This window comes from Methylocystis sp. (assembly GCF_051061225.1).
Lineage (GTDB): Bacteria > Pseudomonadota > Alphaproteobacteria > Rhizobiales > Beijerinckiaceae > Methylocystis.
Map to the genome: position 1 here is coordinate 117,830 of NZ_JBPFEB010000129.1, position 17,324 is coordinate 135,153.

The 17,324-nt window shown below is 68.3% G+C and carries 11 protein-coding genes; 4 read left to right on the top strand and 7 right to left on the bottom strand.

Annotated features, from left to right (window positions below):
* Positions 1-90 precede the first annotated feature (90 nt).
* Positions 91-981 (top strand): alpha/beta fold hydrolase, encoded by an 891-nt coding sequence (locus ACR652_RS22490; protein ID WP_434508706.1) that lies wholly within the window; start codon positions 91-93, stop codon positions 979-981.
* Positions 982-1,141: 160 nt separating this feature from the next.
* Here ACR652_RS22490 and ACR652_RS22495 read toward each other — a convergent pair whose 3' ends face one another.
* The 3 genes from ACR652_RS22495 to ACR652_RS22505 are packed head-to-tail and all read right to left on the bottom strand — an operon-like array spanning position 1,142 to position 6,690.
* Positions 1,142-2,446: a TolC family protein gene (locus ACR652_RS22495; RefSeq protein WP_434508707.1), complete on the bottom strand. Its 1,305-nt coding sequence runs from the start codon at positions 2,444-2,446 to the stop codon at positions 1,142-1,144.
* A complete protein-coding gene (locus ACR652_RS22500; RefSeq protein WP_434508708.1) occupies positions 2,443-5,556 on the bottom strand; it encodes an efflux RND transporter permease subunit in 3,114 nt (1,037 codons plus the stop codon). The genes ACR652_RS22495 and ACR652_RS22500 overlap by 4 nt, the downstream gene beginning before the upstream one ends.
* Before the next feature lie 9 nt (positions 5,557-5,565).
* Positions 5,566-6,690 carry an efflux RND transporter periplasmic adaptor subunit gene (locus ACR652_RS22505; protein WP_434508709.1) on the bottom strand — a complete coding sequence of 375 codons (1,125 nt, stop codon included), beginning with the start codon at positions 6,688-6,690 and terminating at the stop codon, positions 5,566-5,568.
* A gap of 312 nt (positions 6,691-7,002) precedes the next feature.
* Between ACR652_RS22505 and pepN the strand changes: the two genes are divergently transcribed.
* Together pepN and ACR652_RS22515 are read left to right on the top strand one after the other, a co-directional pair.
* On the top strand, positions 7,003-9,654 hold the full coding sequence (gene pepN / locus ACR652_RS22510; protein WP_434508710.1) for an aminopeptidase N: 2,652 nt from the start codon (positions 7,003-7,005) through the stop codon (positions 9,652-9,654).
* 128 nt (positions 9,655-9,782) lie between these two features.
* Positions 9,783-12,230: a PAS domain-containing sensor histidine kinase gene (locus ACR652_RS22515; protein ID WP_434508711.1), complete on the top strand. Its 2,448-nt coding sequence runs from the start codon at positions 9,783-9,785 to the stop codon at positions 12,228-12,230.
* Here the strand turns inward: ACR652_RS22515 and ACR652_RS22520 are convergent.
* Positions 12,128-13,540: a sensor histidine kinase gene (locus ACR652_RS22520; RefSeq protein WP_434508712.1), complete on the bottom strand. Its 1,413-nt coding sequence runs from the start codon at positions 13,538-13,540 to the stop codon at positions 12,128-12,130. The genes ACR652_RS22515 and ACR652_RS22520 overlap by 103 nt on opposite strands.
* A gap of 158 nt (positions 13,541-13,698) precedes the next feature.
* Between ACR652_RS22520 and ACR652_RS22525 the strand changes: the two genes are divergently transcribed.
* Positions 13,699-14,166, top strand: a complete 468-nt coding sequence (locus tag ACR652_RS22525; protein ID WP_434508713.1) for a hypothetical protein — start codon at positions 13,699-13,701, stop codon at positions 14,164-14,166.
* Positions 14,167-14,204: 38 nt separating this feature from the next.
* Here ACR652_RS22525 and ACR652_RS22530 read toward each other — a convergent pair whose 3' ends face one another.
* The 3 genes from ACR652_RS22530 to ACR652_RS22540 all read right to left on the bottom strand — a co-directional run bounded on the left by ACR652_RS22530 (position 14,205) and on the right by ACR652_RS22540 (position 17,323).
* Positions 14,205-14,888 carry a response regulator transcription factor gene (locus ACR652_RS22530; RefSeq protein WP_434508714.1) on the bottom strand — a complete coding sequence of 228 codons (684 nt, stop codon included), beginning with the start codon at positions 14,886-14,888 and terminating at the stop codon, positions 14,205-14,207.
* A 174-nt stretch (positions 14,889-15,062) separates the two neighbouring features.
* Entirely contained in the window at positions 15,063-16,568 is a 1,506-nt protein-coding gene (locus ACR652_RS22535) for a Do family serine endopeptidase (protein WP_434508715.1), read from the bottom strand.
* A gap of 194 nt (positions 16,569-16,762) precedes the next feature.
* On the bottom strand, positions 16,763-17,323 hold the full coding sequence (locus tag ACR652_RS22540; protein WP_434508716.1) for a nucleoside 2-deoxyribosyltransferase: 561 nt from the start codon (positions 17,321-17,323) through the stop codon (positions 16,763-16,765).
* Position 17,324 lies beyond the last annotated feature (1 nt).

The following is a 17,324-nucleotide window of genomic DNA, read 5'->3' on the forward strand; positions in this document are numbered from 1 at the left end:
GCAAACTCGCCGCTCGGCGCCGGGAAGTCAAGAAAGGCCGCGCCCCCGGCGTCGCCATTTTGACGCCGTTTGGCGGCAAGGTGGATATTCGTGAAAAAGGAAGCCTGCGTGAACCCGACCCTGCCCGCCGTCAGCCGCTTCGTGGCCGCCCCCGACGGCCTGCGTCTGCATTATCTCGATTATCCCCGCCCCGACGCCGCGCGGCTGCCGCTGGTCTGCCTCCCGGGCCTCGCCCGCTCGGCGGACGACTTCTGGCGCGTCGCGGAAGCCGCGCGGCAGGCGGGGCGGCGCGTGCTCGCGCTCGATTATCGCGGCCGCGGGCGCTCGCAATGGGACGCGGACTGGCGCCGCTACGATCTCGACGTCGAACAGGCGGATATTCTCGCCACGCTCGCCGATGCGGGCGTGACGGAAGCGGTCTTTCTCGGGACCTCGCGCGGCGGCCTGCATACCATGCGCCTCTCCAGGGCGCGTCCGGCCCTCGTGCGCGCGGCGATCCTCAACGACATCGGCCCGAAGGTCGAAAAGGACGGCCTGCTGCGCATCAAGAGCTATGTCGGAAAGCTGCCGCCGCTCTCGCGGCTGAGCGAGGCGGTCGCGCTGATGCGCATGACGGCGGCGCCCCGATTCTCGGGCGTCAGCGCGGAGGAATGGGAGGTCTATGCGCGCCAGACCTTCGTGGAAAAAGAGGGCCGCGTGGAATTGCGTTACGATCCGGCTCTGAACCACACGCTCGACAGCGTCACGCCGGAGGCGGAGTTCGAGGACTTCTGGGAGCCTTTCGCGGCGCTGGCGGCAGTTCCGATCCTCGCCATTCGCGGCGAGACGAGCGACATTCTCTCGGTCGACACCCTCGACGAAATGGCGCGACGGGCGCCTTTGCTCGAGCGCTATACGGTTCCCGGCCAGGGCCACGCGCCGTTGCTGCTCGATCCGCCGACCATCGCGCGGATCATGGAATTTCTGGGGGCTCAGGGGTGAGGCTCACGTAGCGGCCCCGCCCCCTCCCCACCCCTCCCCCGCTGCGCGGGAGAGGGAGCAGATTGTAGCCTTCATCGGCGTTGCGGATCGTGAGCATCCCCTCTCCCGCGCAGCGGGGAAGGGACAGGGAGGGGGCAAAGCCGCTACTCGTACCTCTGCCCTACGGTGCGTACCCCTGCGCCTGATTCAACCGCGACACCGCAGCGCCGACAGCGACGGCCGCCGCCGCCTGGGAACGCTGCGCGTCAAGCTGCAACTGTCGCACGCGATAGAAATCCAGCGCCCCGATTTCGCCCAGCGCGAAGGATTTGCGTGTCAGCGCGAATTGCTCATTGGCGACCGCGAGCCGCTGATCGGCGATCCCGGCCGCGCGTTTCGCCGCGGCGAGATTGACGCGGGCGGCCTGTATCTCCGCGAGCACCATGCGGACCGCCTTTTCATAATCCGCCTGCGCGCGAGTCATTTCGGCGAGCGCTTCCGCCTGACGCGGCTCGTTGCGGCCGGGCGTCGGCAGCGGAATGCGGAAGCGCACGCCCACCGTCGTGGCGTTGGTGAGCTGATCGGTGATTTGCTGCGACGGGTCGGTCGAATATTGCCGGTTGTGCTCCTTGCGGCCGAAGACGCCGACCTCGGGATTGTCGATCGGCGTCGCCTCGACGAGGCGCGCGTGCGCCTCGGCGCGGCGCAGCGCGGCGATCGGCGTGCGCAGCGCGGGATGATCTTCGATGTCGCCCGCCGGTTTCGCGCTTTCGAGCGTCCCGTCCGGCGGCGCGCCGCCGGTCAGCGCCTCGTAAGTCACCCGCGCGACTTTCTCGGCGCCTTCCGCCTGCGCGAGTTCGGTCTCGGCGGCGAGCAACTCGTTTTTGGCAAGCAGCGCGTCGGCCTGCGCGGCGTCGCCCAGCTCCACGCGGCGGGTCATGTCCGCGCCGATCTCGCGCGCCGTCGCCACGCGGCTTCTGGCGACGCCGGCTTCCCGCGCCGCGCGTTGCGCATTCCACCACGCGTCGCGCAGCAGGCCCGCGACCTCGAGCCGCCGCTGCGCCAGCCGCTCGTCGATCTCGGCGACGCCCGTCGTGACCGTCGCCTCCATCGCGTCGCGCTGGCCGGGGAGCCAGAGCGGCATGCCGGCTTCCAGTTCGGTCTCGTTGTAGTCGCGCAAATTGCCGGCGACGGCGTTGCGCTGCGTGCCGCCGACAAAGGGCGAGCCCGGCGTGACCGAGCGCGTCGTGGCGTAGCGGGAGGAGATTGCGCCGCCCTGCGCCGCGAGCCCCCGGCTCTGCGCGTCGATGGCGACCGCCATGTCGAGATGGCGCATGAGCACATGGCCGAGCGGCGTCTTCTTGCCGCGCCGCTCGGCCGGCCTGTCGCCCTTCACCGTCACCTCTCCGCTGGCTTTTGGTCCGGCGAAGGCCGGCGCCGCGAGCGCGCAGACGGCGATGACGAGGAGAGGCGCGCGCCGGCTCATGGATGCAGCACTCTCTGCGCGAGGCGGCTGCGCTTGGCCCGCAGGCTCCAGCCTGTGGCGCGGTCGTAGAGGATCGGCAGCAGCACCAGAGTGAGAACCGTCGCCGAGATCAGGCCGCCGATCACGACGATGGCCAGAGGCCGCTGGATCTCGGCGCCGGGGCCCGTGGCGAACAGGAACGGAATGAGGCCAAAGGCGGCGATGGTCGCGGTGAGCGTCACCGGCCGCATGCGACGGCGCGCGCCCTCCAGCACGGCTTCGCGCACCGTGCGGTTTCCCTCGGAGACGAGCTTGTTGATGTAGGAGATGAGCACCACGCCGTTGAGCACGGCGATGCCGATGAGCGCGATGAACCCCACCGAGGCCGGCACCGACAGGAACTCTCCCGAGAGCCACAGCCCCAGAATGCCGCCGATCGCCGCGAACGGCACGTTGCAGAAGACGAGAGTCGCCTGAAGCGCCGAGCCGAACGTGAAATAGAGCAGCAGGAAGATCAGCCCGAGCGCGATGGGAACCACAATGGCGAGACGCGCGGAGGCGCGCTGCTGGTTCTCGAACTGGCCGCCCCAGTGATAGGTGTAGCCCTTCGGCGTCTTGACGTGACGCGCGACGGCCGCCTTCGCCTCTTCGACGAATCCGACGAGGTCGCGGCCTTCCACATTAGCCAGAACGGTGGCGAAGCGCCGCCCGTCCTCGCGGGCGACCTGGATCGGCCCGTTCTCCGCCTGCACCTCGGCAAGCTGGGACAGCTCGACCACCTTGCCGTCGTTCGACACCATCGGCAGGCGGGCGAAATCCACCGAGGAGCGCCTGGACGTCTCCGAGCCGCGGATCACGAGAGGCGTCCGGATGGGTCCCTCCAGCACGATTCCGACCTGCTGGCCGTCGACCCAGACGCGCAGCGCGTCCTGGATTTCGCCGGCGTTCAGACCGAAGCGGCCCGCCGCCAGGCGGTCGACGCGGGCGGTGAGATAGCGCATGCCGTCGTTCTGCAATCCGAAGACGTCGCGCGCGCCGGGAATTTTCTTGAGCTCGGCCGCCACCTCGCGGGTGAGGCGGTTGAGTTCGCCGATGTCGTCGCCGAAAATCTTGACCACCACGTCGCCGCGCGCGCCGATGATCATCTCCTGCACGCGCATGTCGATGGGCTGCGAGAAGGCGTAGGAAATGCCCGGAATGCCGTCGAGCACCTTGCGGATCTCGTCGATCAGCCAGTCCATGCCCTTGCCCCGCCATTCGCCTTGCGGCGCGAGGGTGAGGAAGTTGTCGGTCTCGTTGAGACCAACAGGGTCGATGCCGAGTTCGTCCGCGCCGGCGCGGGCCATCATGCCCTTCACCTCCGGCACTTTCTCCATGATCTGGCGCTGAATCAGCCGGTCGGTCTCCGCCGCCACGGCGACGCTGATCGTCGGATGCTTGCGGATGGTGATCACCGGCGTGCCCTCGTTCATCACCGGCATGAAGGTCTGGCCGATCCGTGTGAAGGCGAGGCCGGCGACCGCCAGACCGAGAACGGCGACGCCGGCCACGACGAGCGGGCGCGCCAGCGCGATTTCCAGCAGAGGCTCGTAGATCGCGGCGATCTTGCGCACCAGCCAGGGCTCGTCGGCGGCGCCGGGACGCAGGATCGTCGCGCTCAGGGCGGGCACGACCGTCAATGAGAGGATGAGCGCCGATCCCAGCGCGAAGGCGATGGTGAGCGCCACCGGCGCGAACAGCCGGCCTTCGAGCCCCTCCAGCGAAAGAAGCGGCAGGAACACCGTCACGATGATGACGACGCCGGAGGTCAGCGGCGCCGCCACTTCCCGCGTCGCCTCGAGCGTCATGAAGATGCGGTCGGCGAGGGTCGCCTCATGGGCGTGCGCGAGGCGATGCTCGACATTCTCCACCACCACCACCGCGCAATCCACCAGCAGGCCGATGGCGATGGCGAGGCCGCCGAGCGACATGATGTTGGCCGAAAGCCCCCAAAGGCGCATGATCCCGAAGGTGGCGAGCGCCGCCAGCGGCAGGATGACCGAGACGACCAGCGCGGCGCGCAGATCGCCGAGAAACAGCGCCAGCAGGATCACGACCAGCACGATGGCCTCGATCAGCACCTTCTGCACGGTCCAGACGGCCTTGCCGATCAGATCGCTGCGGTCGTAGAAGATGTCGATCGTCGCGCCCTTGGGCAGCATCGGCTCGAGCTCCGCCAGCCGCGCCTTGACGCCATTGACGACTGTGCTCGCATCGGCGCCGCGCAGGCCGAGCACCAGCCCCCAGACCGCCTCGTCCTGCCCGTTGCGGGTCACGACGCCATTGCGCGGCAGCGCGCCGAAGCGCACCTCCGCCACGTCGCCCACGCGCACGACGCCGGTCTTGCGCGCGTCGATGACCACCGAGCGGATGTCGTCGAGCGAGCGCAGCCGGCCCTCCGCGCGCACCAGCAGCGCCTCCTCGCCGTCGCGCACGCGGCCGGCGCCGTCGTTGCGGTTGTTGTTGGCGAGCGCCGACTGAAGCATGGCGACCGTGACGCCGCGCGCGGCCATCGCCGAGGGCGACGGCGCCACCTCGAAGGTGCGCACGAAGCCGCCGAGAACATTGACGTCGGCGACGCCGGGCAGGCCGCGCAGAGCGGGACGGATGGTGAAATCGAGGAGGCTGCGCTGCTCCGTCGGCGTCAGCCCGCCGCCGACGATGGTGAACATCAGCATTTCGCCGAGCGGCGTGACGATCGGCGCCAGCCCGCCCGAAACGCCTTGCGGCAATTGGTCCTGAGCCTGCGCGAGCCGTTCATTGACCTGCGCGCGCGCCCAGTAGATGTCCGTTCCTTCCGCGAATTCGAAGGTGATCAGCGTCACGGAGTAGCGCGTCGTCGAGCGCATCCGCAGCAGCGAGGGGATGCCCTTGGCGGCGATCTCGATGGGCGCGGTGACGCGGCTTTCGAGTTCCTCCGGCGTCAGGCCCGGCGCGCGCATGGCGACAAGAACCTGCACCGGGGCGACGTCCGGAAAGGCGTCGATCGGCAGCTTGAGATAGCTCACCGCGCCCCAGGCGGCGATGAACAACGCCGCCAGCATGGTCAGGAGGCGCTGACGGAGCGAGGCGTGGATCAGGCGCTCAAGCATGCCGGGGCGTCACTTGCTTTCGATCTCGGCCAGTTCGGCCAGCAGCGTGAGCAGGCCGCGCGTCGCCACCCGCTGCCCGGCCGCGAGCGCGCCCTGCACGGAGGCGAATTGCGGCGTTTCCGACACGAGCGTTACCGGAACGGCGCGAAAGCCCTCGGGGATGCGCAGGAACACCCAGTTGTGATTGCGGTGGCTGACGACGGCGTCCGCCGGCACGCGCCATTGGGAGGAGCCGCCGCCCTTCACCCGCAGGATAGCCTGAACCGCCTGCCCCGGCCGCAAGGGGCTGCGTCCCGGCCGAAACTCCGCGACGGCGGTCACCGACTGCGTCGCCGTGTCGACCGTATGGCCGACGCGAATGAGCTTGCCGTCAAGACCGGCGGAGGCGAGATGCACGCGTTCGACGCTGTCGAGCGCCACGGCCCGGCTCAGCGGGACTTGCAGATTGACCCAGATCGGATCGAGCCGGGCGATGGTCACGAGCGGCGCCGAGGCGGCCACGCGCTCGCCGGTGGTGCCATGGCGCTGGAGGATGGTCCCGCCGATGGGCGCGCGAACCAGCAGGGTGCTCGCCAGCCTGCGGTCCTTGCGCAGCGCCGCGATCTCGGGCTCGGTCATGCCGGCCAGCGCCAGGATTTGCCCCCGCTCGTCGAGGGTCGCCCTGGCCTGCGACGCCTCGGCGCGGGTGACGATCAGCCGGCGCTCGGCGATGATGTGCTCGTTGAAGAGCTGTTCGTCGCGGCGCAGCTTTTCGGCGGCGAGATTGGATTCAGACATGGCGTGGAGAAAGGCGCGCTGCGCCTCCACCAGCTCGGAGGACTTGAGCGTGGCGATGGGATCGCCTTCCTTCACATCCTCGTCCGGGGCGACCAGCAGGGTTTCGACAAGCCCGGCCGCCGGCGCCGCGACGATGCGGAGCTGCTGGGGCGGGACAGTGACCACGCCCGGCACGACAATCTCGCCGACCCCCGCCTCGGTCTCGACCGGCTGCGTCTCAATCCCGGCGGCGTGAATCTGCTCTTCCGTGAGCGGGGCCGTAATGTCGCGGAGGGCCGCCTGACCATTCGACTCGCCGCGCGCGGGCGCGGCGAAGCACAGCAGGATCAGCGGGATGAGAAAACAGTTTCGCCGCATGAGAGGAGATGCACACCCCAGCTTTAGGCCGCCGCCCCGCATGGGCCGCAAGGACGCCGAAGGGCGCTCACGCCATCGAGTTTGGCGACGCGGGCGACCGCGCTCAAGGGTTAATAGACCATTAAGCGGGCTTTCCAACGGAAAAGTCGCTTCCCGCGACGCTGGTTGTGACGAGAGCCCCAGGCCGCCCCGGCCGCCGGTCGGCCCCGCCCCTTTGCGCTGGAGGGGCGAGCGTGACCGCCGCCGATCGCAAATCGGTTTGGACCGCCTATATTGCAACCAACCAACCGATTCATTCGATCGAGGATCTGCATGCGTCACCCGGCCAATGTCCCCGTCCGTCTCGTCGACTACCGCCCCGCCGATTTTCTCATCGATTCGGTGGCGCTCGATGTCTCGCTCCACCGGACGGCGACGAAAGTGGTCGCGACGCTCGCCCTGCGCCGCAATCCCAAGGGCGCGCCCGGCGCGCCGCTCGCGCTCGACGGAGACGACGTCACCCTCGTCGGCTTGGCGCTCGACGGCCGCGCGCTCGGCGCCGCGGACTACGAGGCGACCCCCGACCGGCTGATCCTGGCCAAGGTTCCCGACGGCCCCTTCACGCTGGAGATCGAGACCCGGGTCGACCCGACCGCCAACACGCAGCTTTCGGGGCTCTATCGCTCCGGGTCCGCCTATTGCACGCAATGCGAGGCCGAGGGCTGCCGCCGCATCACCTATTTCCTCGACCGGCCGGACGTGCTCAGCATCTATACGACGCGCATCGAAGCCGACGAGAGCGAGGCCCCCGTTTTGCTGGCCAACGGCAATCCGGTGGACGCGGGCAAGATCCCCGGCGGGACCCGCCATTACGCCGTGTGGCGCGATCCCTTCCCCAAGCCCTCTTACCTCTTCGCGCTGGTCGGCGGCGATCTCGGCGTGACGCGCGATTCGTTCAGGACAATGTCCGGCCGCGAGATTGCGCTCGCGATCTATGTCGAGCACGGCAAGGAGGCGCGCGCCAAATACGCCATGGACGCGCTGAAGCGCTCGATGCGCTGGGACGAGGAAAAATTCGGCCGCGAATATGACCTCGACGTGTTCAACATCGTCGCCGTCTCCGACTTCAACATGGGCGCGATGGAGAACAAGGGCCTCAACATCTTCAACGACAAATATGTGCTGGCCTCGCCCGAGACCGCGACGGACGCGGATTACGCCGGCGTCGAGGCGGTTATCGCGCATGAGTATTTCCACAACTGGACCGGCAATCGCATCACCTGCCGCGACTGGTTCCAGCTTTGCCTGAAGGAAGGTCTGACGGTTTTCCGCGATCAGGAATTTTCCGCCGACATGCGCTCGCGCGCCGTGGAGCGGATCAGCGACGTGCGCGGCCTGCGGCTCGTGCAGTTCCCCGAGGACGCCGGCCCGCTCGCGCATCCGGTGCGCCCGGACGCCTATCACGAGATCAACAATTTCTACACGTCGACGGTCTACGAGAAAGGCGCCGAGCTCGTGCGCATGCTGCGCACGCTGATCGGCGAGGCGCCGTTCCGCCGCGGCATGGATCTCTATTTCGAGCGCTTCGACGGCACGGCGGCGACGGTGGAGGATTTCCTCTCCTGTTTCGCGGAGGCCTCCGGCCGCGATCTTTCGCATTTCGCGCTCTGGTACAGCCAGGCGGGCACGCCCATTCTTTCGAGCGACGGCGCCTACGACCCGGACGCCAGGACATTCACGCTCACCTTGCGGCAAGAGACGCGCCCCACTCCGGGCCAGCCCGACAAGAAGCCCGTCGTCATTCCGATCGCTCTCGCCCTGTTCAGCGAGAATGGCGAAAAGCTGGAGCTTGTAAGCCACGACGCGCGAGAAGACGAGCTGGCGCGCGGACTCTTCGAACTCTCCGACGCCGAACGCCGGATCACCTTCCAGAACGCGCCCTCGCGCCCGATCGTCTCGCTGCTGCGCGGGTTCTCGGCGCCGGTGCGGCTGGAGCCGGCCCCGGCGAGCGCCGATCTCGAACGGCAGCTCGCCTTCGACGACGACCCCTTCAACCGCTGGCAGGCGGCGCAGAGCCTCGCCCTGCGCGCCATTTTCGCGCGCGTCGACGCCATCAAGGCGGGCGCGGCGGCGCCCGACGCGCCGGGCTATGTCGCCGCGCTGCGGACCCTTCTCGCCGGCGCCGACGCAGATCCGGCCTTCGCGGCGCAGGCGCTCTCCCTGCCCTCCGAAATCGACCTCGCGCGTGAGGCGGGGAAGGACGTGGACCCCGAGGTGCATTTCGCCGCGCGCATGGGTCTGCGGGCGGAGATTGGCCGCGCGCTGCTCCCCGACGCGGACGCCGCCTATGCGCGGTTCGCCGACGCCGGTCCTTACCGGCCGGACGCCGCCGGCGCCGGCCGGCGGGCGTTGCGCTCAGCGGCGCTCGATCTCGTCGCGGCGGGCGATCCGGGGAAAGGAACGGCGCTGGCGCAGAGTCTCTTCGCCGCCGCCGGCAATATGACGGACCGGCTGACCGCGCTCGCCACGCTGGCGCTCCTGGGCGGCGACGCCCGCGAGGACGCCTTCGAGGCCTTCTACCGGCGGTTCGCGGGCGACCCTCTGGTCATCGACAAATGGTTCTCCCTCCAGGCGACGATCCCCGAGCCCGCAACGACCCAGCGCGTCATCCGGCTCATGTCGCATCCCGACTTTTCGTTGGCGAATCCCAACCGGGTGCGCGCCCTCGTCGGCGCCTTCGCCAACGCCAATCTCACCCGCTTCCATGCGCTCGACGGCTCGGGATACGACCTTTTGACGCAGGTGGTTCTCGACGTCGATCCGAAGAACCCGCAAGTCGCCGCGCGGCTTCTCTCGTCGCTGCGCGCCTGGCGCACGCTCGAACCGAGGCGTCGCGCCTTAGTTGAAGCCCGGTTGAAGAATATCGTCGCGCGCGAGGGCCTGTCGGCGGACACGCGGGATATTGCGACGCGCGCGCTGGCCTGACCCGGCGCGCTCTCCGCCCGTTCGTTAACGGCCAATTAAGCTCTGGACAAAGCGCCCGTGAGAGATTCGAATGAAAGTGATTCGGGCGCGTCCGGGCCCATTATGGATCGCGGATTTCGGAGACAATTATGGCGCGCGCCGCAGCTCGTGCGATGAGTCACGCGGAAACGGTTTGGGGCGCCTATCGTTTCGACGCGGAGGGCGACGGCAAGGACCCGAAGGAAGGCCCATGGCTCAAGCGGATCGCCTTCTCCGTGTCGGCGATCTGCCTCGTCTCGCTCGCCGCCTTCGCCTTTTCCCTCATGAGCTCGATGCAGGATCAGCTCGTGGAGGAGGCGACCGCCGACTTCGAAGTGCTGGCGCGCGCCGTCCGGCATGATCTCCACGACCGGATCCAGACGGACTCGCGCAGACTGCTGGGCGAGCCGCTCGACAAGATCCTGCCGGGCCGCGCCACCGCGCGCGGGCGGCGCATCGTCGTCACGGACGATCAGGGCCATGTCGCCGCCGCCGTCCCGCCGCTCGCAGCCAACAAGGCGACGCTGACGGACGTGCTCGGCGCCGAGCAGGTTCTGACCGAATTCGCCGACAAGGCGGGAGTCATGCGCATCCGTCTGCCGGACGGCTCCGATGCGCTCGCCACCGTTCAGAAGCTGCCCGCGCCCTATGGGCAGATGGCGATGATCTATCCGCTCGAAAATGTGCTGGGCGAGTGGCGCACCATCGCCTCGCATTACGCGGTGATCTTCGCCTTCACGACGCTGATGCTGCTCGCCGTCGTCTACGCCTATTTCCGGCAGTCGCGCCGGCGGCAGGCGGCCGAGCAGGTCAACGCCGTCATTCGCCGCCGGCTGGACGCCGCGCTGTCGCGCGGGCGTTGCGGCCTCTGGGACTGGGACATAGCGCGCGGGCGCATCTACTGGTCCGACTCCATGTACGAGCTGCTCGGCCTGCCCGCCGAACGGCGGTGCCTGACCTTCGGCGAACTCAACGGGCTCCTGCACCCCGAGGACGGGGACCTGTCGGTGATCGCGGAAATGGTGTCCTCCTCCCGCAGCAGGAGCGTCGACCACGAATTCCGCGCCCGCCACGCGGATGGCCGCTGGATCTGGCTGCGCGCCCGCGCCCAGATCGAGCAGGACCCCGACGACGCCGGCGGCCGGCATCTCATCGGCATCGCGGTCGACGTCTCCGAACACAAGGCGCTGGCGCAGCAGAGCGCCACCGCCAGCATGCGACTGCGCGACGCCATCGACGCGATTTCCGAAGCCTTCGTTCTGTGGGACGCGCAAAACAGACTCGTCGTCTGCAATTCCAAGTTTCTCGATCTGCACGGCCTGACGCCCGAGATCGCGGCGCCCGGCGCGAGCTATGCGGAGATCATGATGGCCGCGACCGCGCCCGCGCTCCAGACCGAGACGTCGCCCGCGCAGTTCCGCGCGCAGGACGCGCGCACCTACGAGGTGCGGCTCGCGGACGGCCGCTGGCTGCAAATCAACGAGCGCCGCACCAAGGACGGCGGCTATGTGTCGGTGGGCGCCGACATCACCGCGCTCAAGCGTAATCAGGAAAAACTCCTCGAGTCCGAGCGCCGTCTCACGGCGAGCGTCGCCGATCTCACCCGCTCTCGCCAGACGCTCGAAATGCAGGCCCAGCAGCTCGCGACCCTCGCCGAGCAATATCATCACCAGAAGGCGGAAGCCGAGGCCGCCTATGTCGCCAAGTCCGAATTTCTCGCCAACATGAGTCATGAGCTGCGCACGCCGCTCAACGCCATCATCGGCTTCTCCGAAATGATGCTGGCCGAGCCCTTCGGCGCGCTCGGTTCGCCGAAGTATGTCGAATATTGCAGCAACGTCCGGCAGGGCGGCGCCTATCTCAACGAGATTCTCTCCGACATTCTCGACATGTCCCGGCTGGAGGCGGGCCTTGTGCGCCTCGCCGAGCGCGAGGTGAATGTCGCGGACGCGGTGGACCGCGCCCTGGCCTCATGGCGCGCCCGCGCCGAGGAGAAAAAACTTACGCTGACCGTGGATGTCGACGAGAAGCTGCGCTGCGTCGGCGATGAGGCCGCGATCGTCAAGGCGCTCGGCATTCTGCTGTCCAACGCCGTCAAATACACCGAGGCCGGCGGCTTCGTGCGGCTGCGCGCGCGCCATCAGGGCGAGTCGATCGCCTTCTATGTGGAAGACACGGGACTGGGCATCGACCCTTGCGCGCTGCCGAAACTCGGGCGCCCGTTCGAACAGGGCGCCGGCGTCATGGAAAACGGCATGAAAGGCTCGGGACTCGGCCTCGCCATCGCGCGAGCGCTGATCGACCTGCACGGCGGCGGGCTGCGCATTCGCTCGCGCCTCGGTCTTGGCACGGTCGCCATGATGCGCCTCGCCTGCGCGCAATGCGCCGGCAAGAACGTCACGCCGCTGGCGCCGCCGAGGGCCGAGCCGGCGGCGGCCATCGCCAAGGGGCCGGCCTACGCCCGCTCGCGCGAGACCGTGGCGAGCGCGCGCGTCGTCGGCAGCGAAAGCACGACGCGCAAGCCGGGCGCATTGTCCTCGATGCGCAGGGCGCCATGATGCAGGCGGGCGACCGCCGCCGCCATCGACAGGCCGAGGCCGGAGCCCGGTCGGGACCGCGAATTTTCGAGCCGGACGAAGCGCCCGACGACGCGCTCGCGGTCGGCAGGGGAAATGCCGGGCCCATGGTCGGCCACGGTGATCTCGACGCGGTCGCCCGCGCGCTTCGCGCTGACGTCGATGCGCGGCGTCTCCCCTGACACGCCGTATTTCAGGGCGTTGTCCACGAGATTGACCAAAGCCTGGCCGAGCAGTTCGCGGCTGCCGGTGACGGCGAGGTCGGATTCGGTCGAGACCCTGAGTTCAACACCCTGCTCTTCCGCGACCGGCTCGTACATTTCGGCGATGTCGCTCACCACCGCGCCCGCCTCATAGATCGCGAGATTGTCGCTGCAATAGCCCGCCTCCGCGCGCGCGATCATCAGCAGCGCGTTGAAGACGCGAATGAGGCTGTCGGATTCCTCGATGACCGCCGTGAGCGCCTCGCGATGCTCGCCGTTGCCCGAGGCGCCGCGCAACGCCGCCTCGGCGCGGTTGCGCAGCCGCGTCAGCGGGGTCTTGAGATCATGCGCGATATTGTCGGAGACCTCGCGCAGCCCCTGCATGAGTTCGGAGATGCGCTCCAGCATGGCGTTGAAATTCTCGGCCAGGCGATCGAGTTCGTCGCCGGCCCCCGACACGGCGAGCCGCTCGTGCAGATCGCCGGCCATGATGCGCCGCGCCGACGCCGACATCACGTCGACGCGCTCCAGCATCCGGTGCGCGACGAAGAGTCCGCCGAGCGCGCCGACGAGCGCCAGCCAGAACAGCGAAACGCCGAGCGCGCGGCGGAGAATATCGCGCAGCACCTCGTGGTCTTCAATGTCGTGGCCGATGAGCAGGCGAAAGCCGCCGGGGATGAGAAACAGCCGCATCAGCGCCGGATGCAGCACGCCCGGCTCGCCCCGGCGCTGGTAGGGCATTTCGGTGAGCTTGTCGCCGCCGACCGGCCCGGTGGTCGGCTGCTCGATATTGCCGACGATGAAATCGCCCGAATGGGTGCTGAGGAGGTAGAGCGAGCCGCCCGGCGCGCGCACCCGCCGCTCCAGCGCATTGGTGAGCTGATGCAGGCCGCCCTGCGCATATTGCTCGGAGAGCGCCCGGATTTCGGCGTCCACGGTCTGCTCGATCTGCTCGTCGAGCACCTCCTTCACCCGCGCCCCGACGCGCGTCAGCACCAGACCGGCGCCGATGGAAAAGAGGATCAGATAGGCGAGCGACAGCTTGAAGGCCGTCGTGCGAAAGAGCTTGCCGAGTTTTCCGGGGAACACGGGCGAGGGTCCTGTCTCATGCGCCGGCGCGGCGCCGCCGGCTCTTTTGCCAAGATATGGGCGCCGGGGGCGCTTGTCGCAGCGATCCCACCGTTTCGGGAACCAACCGGGTGCGGCAGCGTTGAACGCGAAAGGGGGGCAGCCAAGGTTCAAGAGTCATGCGTAACATGCTTAAATCCTCGCTTCTCGGCGTTCTCTGCGCCACGACGGCGCTGAGCGCCTTGCCGCCCGAAGCTCTGGCGGGTCCGATGAGCGTCGCGCCGCCCGCGACGGTCGCCCTGAACGCGCCGGTCACGGACGTCCACTACTACCGCCACTGGGGGTATCGCCATTGGGGATGGCACAGGCCCTACCATCGTCATTGGGGATGGTATCGCCCCTATCACCGGCACTGGGGATATTACAGGCACTGGGGCTACTATCGTCCCTACTATCGCCGTGTGTATTACCCGGCCTATGGCTATTACAATCCCGCCGGCTCGCTCTTCGCGGGCGCGGCGCTCGGGCTGATGGGCTTTGGCCTCGCGGCCGCGACCGCGCCGCGTTGGGGCTGGGGCGGCGGCTGGGGCCCCGGTTGGGGCTACGCCGGCTGGGGCCCGGGGTGGGGCGGAGGCTGGTGGTGGTGACCGCCTGACGTCTGAAGGGCCGCGACGGCGCCGTGTCGTCACCGCACGCCGTCGCGGATCATGTAACCTGCGCCCCGGATCGTGTGCAGAAGCGGAGTCTCGCGTCCCTTGTCGATCTTGGAGCGCAGACGCGAAATGTGCACGTCGATGACGTTGGTCTGCGGATCGAAGTGATAATCCCAGACGTTTTCCAGCAGCATCGTGCGGGTCACGACCTGGCCCGCATGTTTCATGAGATATTCCAGCAGCCTGAATTCACGCGGCTGCAAGACGACCTCCTGGCCGCCCACCGTCACCTTGTGGGAAAGCCGGTCGAGTTCGAGATCGCCGACGCGATAATGCGTCTCCTCGCCGCGCGGGCCGATCCGCCGCCTCACCAGCGCCTCGATACGGGCGAGGAGCTCTGAAAAGGCATAGGGCTTCGGCAGATAGTCGTCGCCGCCCGCGCGCAGCCCCTTGACCCGGTCGTCCACCTGCCCGAGCGCCGAGAGGATGAGCACCGGCGTCTCCACCTTCTGCTCGCGGAGGGAGGAAATGAGCGACAGGCCGTCCATCTTCGGCAGCATGCGATCGACGATCAGCACGTCGTAATCGCCTTCCTGCGCCGTCGCATAGCCTTCGAGCCCGTCGGCCGCATGGTCGGCGACATGGCCCTGCTCGCGGAACGCCTTGACGAGATAGTCGGCCGCTTCGCGGTCGTCTTCGATAATGAGGATGCGCATCGGACCCATTATAAATCACTTCGCGGAAAATCGGCAGGCCGGCGCGGGGGCGCCGGCCTGCCTTGCGGCGGACCAGGAGGGGGCCGGTCCGTCGCTCTCCTTTGCGTGGGACCAACTGCGGGCGGGTGCAGTTCCGAGGTCCACGTCGCAAGAAGCTTTCACATCTGCGGGCGCTTATCCCGCGCTCTGCTTCACCGGCACGGCGATGAATTTGGAGCCGTCCGCCGACTTCACCCGCAGCAGCACCGAACGCCGGCCATCCTTGCGGGCCCCGTCGATGGCGGAGGAGAGATCGGCCCTGGAATTCACGGTCTGGCCGCCGGCCTCCACGATCACGTCGCCCCTCCGCAAGCCTTTCTGGGCTGCGGCGCCTTCCGGATCAATGTCCGTCACATACAGGCCCTGGCCGCCGGCGCCACGCACCTCGGACGCAGGCGCCACTTCGATCCCGAGCCCCGCGACCTGCGCGCCGCCAGCGGCGCCGCCGCCCATGTCTTCCTCGTCGACGCGCGCCTCCTTCTCCTCCGGCAGCTTGCCGAGCGTCAGCTTGGCGCTTTCCTCCGAGCCGTTGCGGATGTAGGTCAGGTCAACCGTCTTGTTGGGCCCCATGGCGGCGATGCGACGCGCCAGATCGCGCGGCGTCTCGACCTTGTCGCCATTGACGGCGACGATCACGTCGCCGGCCTTCAGACCCGCCGCCTCGGCGGGGGCGCCCCTTTGCGGCTGCGCGATCAGCGCGCCCTTGGTGGACTTCAGGCCGAGGCTGTCGGCGATCTCCGGCGTGACCGGCTGAATCTTGACGCCGATCCATCCGCGCGCCACGACCCCCTTGTCCTTGAGCGAAGCGATCACATCCTTTGCGACCTCCGCCGGAATGGCGAAGCCGATGCCCACCGAACCGCCCGAGGGCGAGTAGATGGCCGTGTTCACGCCGACAACATTGCCATGCGCGTCAAAGGCGGGACCGCCGGAGTTGCCGCGGTTCACCGGCGCGTCGATCTGGAGGAAGTCGTCGTAGGGGCCCGCGCCGATGTCGCGCCCGCGCGCCGAGACGATGCCCGCCGTCACGGAGCCGCCGAGGCCGAACGGATTGCCGACCGCTATGACCCAGTCGCCGACGCGCGGCGGCGTGCTCGCCCAATCGACATAGGGCAGCTTTCCGTCGCTGACCTTCAGCAGCGCGAGATCGGTGCGCTTGTCCGTGCCGATGACCTTGGCCGGCAAGGTCCGGCCGTCGTCCAGCGCCACCTCGACGTCGCTCGCGTGTTCGACGACATGGTTGTTCGTCACGACATAGCCGTCCGCGCTGATGATGAAGCCGGAGCCCTGCGACTGCGTCATGCGCCGCTGCGGGGTCTCGCCACCGAAGCGCTTGAAGAAGCGATACATCGGATCGTCGGGCGAGATCTCCTGGCCCTCGAAGGGATTGTGCGACTCCTCATAGGCCTTGACCTTGATCGCCACGACCGCGCCCTTCACGCGGTCGACGACGTCCGCGAACGAAGCGGGGCCGGCGGCTGCGACGGCCGGCGCTTCAGCGAAAGCGGGTCCAACGGGCGCGACGACAGCCGAGCCGAAGGCGAGCGCCGCAGCGGCGCCCATCAGCGCGAAGCGCGAGGCGCGGCGACGGCGCGAGGGCGCCGACGTGCGGGAGCTGCGCTCGATAATCGGATGCTGCATGAAATTCTCCATTCTCGCGGCGAAGGCTGGGAGGCCCGGAGCACATCGGCTCCTCCGCCGCCTGCAACAGGAAAATGGAGGCTCGGCGCTTGCCGTCCAATGTCCGCCGGATGAAACTTTCGTAAGGCGAAGCGCGACCGCGCAATTTCTGACGGAAGCCGCGCCGTGGCGGCGCCCGGATCGCAGCTCGCGGCTTACCCCTGAAAGTAAGCCGCCGCCTGCCGCAAACAGAGTTCGAAGCCCGCGAGCTCCTTCTGGCGGCGGTCCGCCTCCACGTCACGGGTCACGATCTCCCATCCCTGCGCGCGGATGGCTTCCTCGATCATGAGATTGTCGCGGAGTCCGAAATCCTCGACGCTCATGCCGTCGCGGGCGAAGCGCTGTCCGTTGCGCTCGATGAGCGGCCCATGGCTCTCGTCGACGCGCAGGAGATAAGGCGCATGGTGGTTCGTATAGGCGAAAACCGGTTTTCCGAGCGCCAGCGCGAAGCCGACCTCGAAAACGGTTCCCGCATCCGCGCTGGGGCCACGAAAGGGCGTCAGATTGGCGATCACCGCGTCACAGGCGCGGATCAACCCCACATTGGACTGGAAAATCCGAGCTGAAAGCCGGACGTCTGCTTTGCTCTCGAGCTCGGCGTCGAGCGGATAGAGCCCGCGAAATCCATGCTGCTCACACAGCATCGCCTTGGCGCGGCCGGCTTCGACCGCATCGCTGAGGAAAACCTCCGGCCCGGCGAGATAGATCGCCCGCATC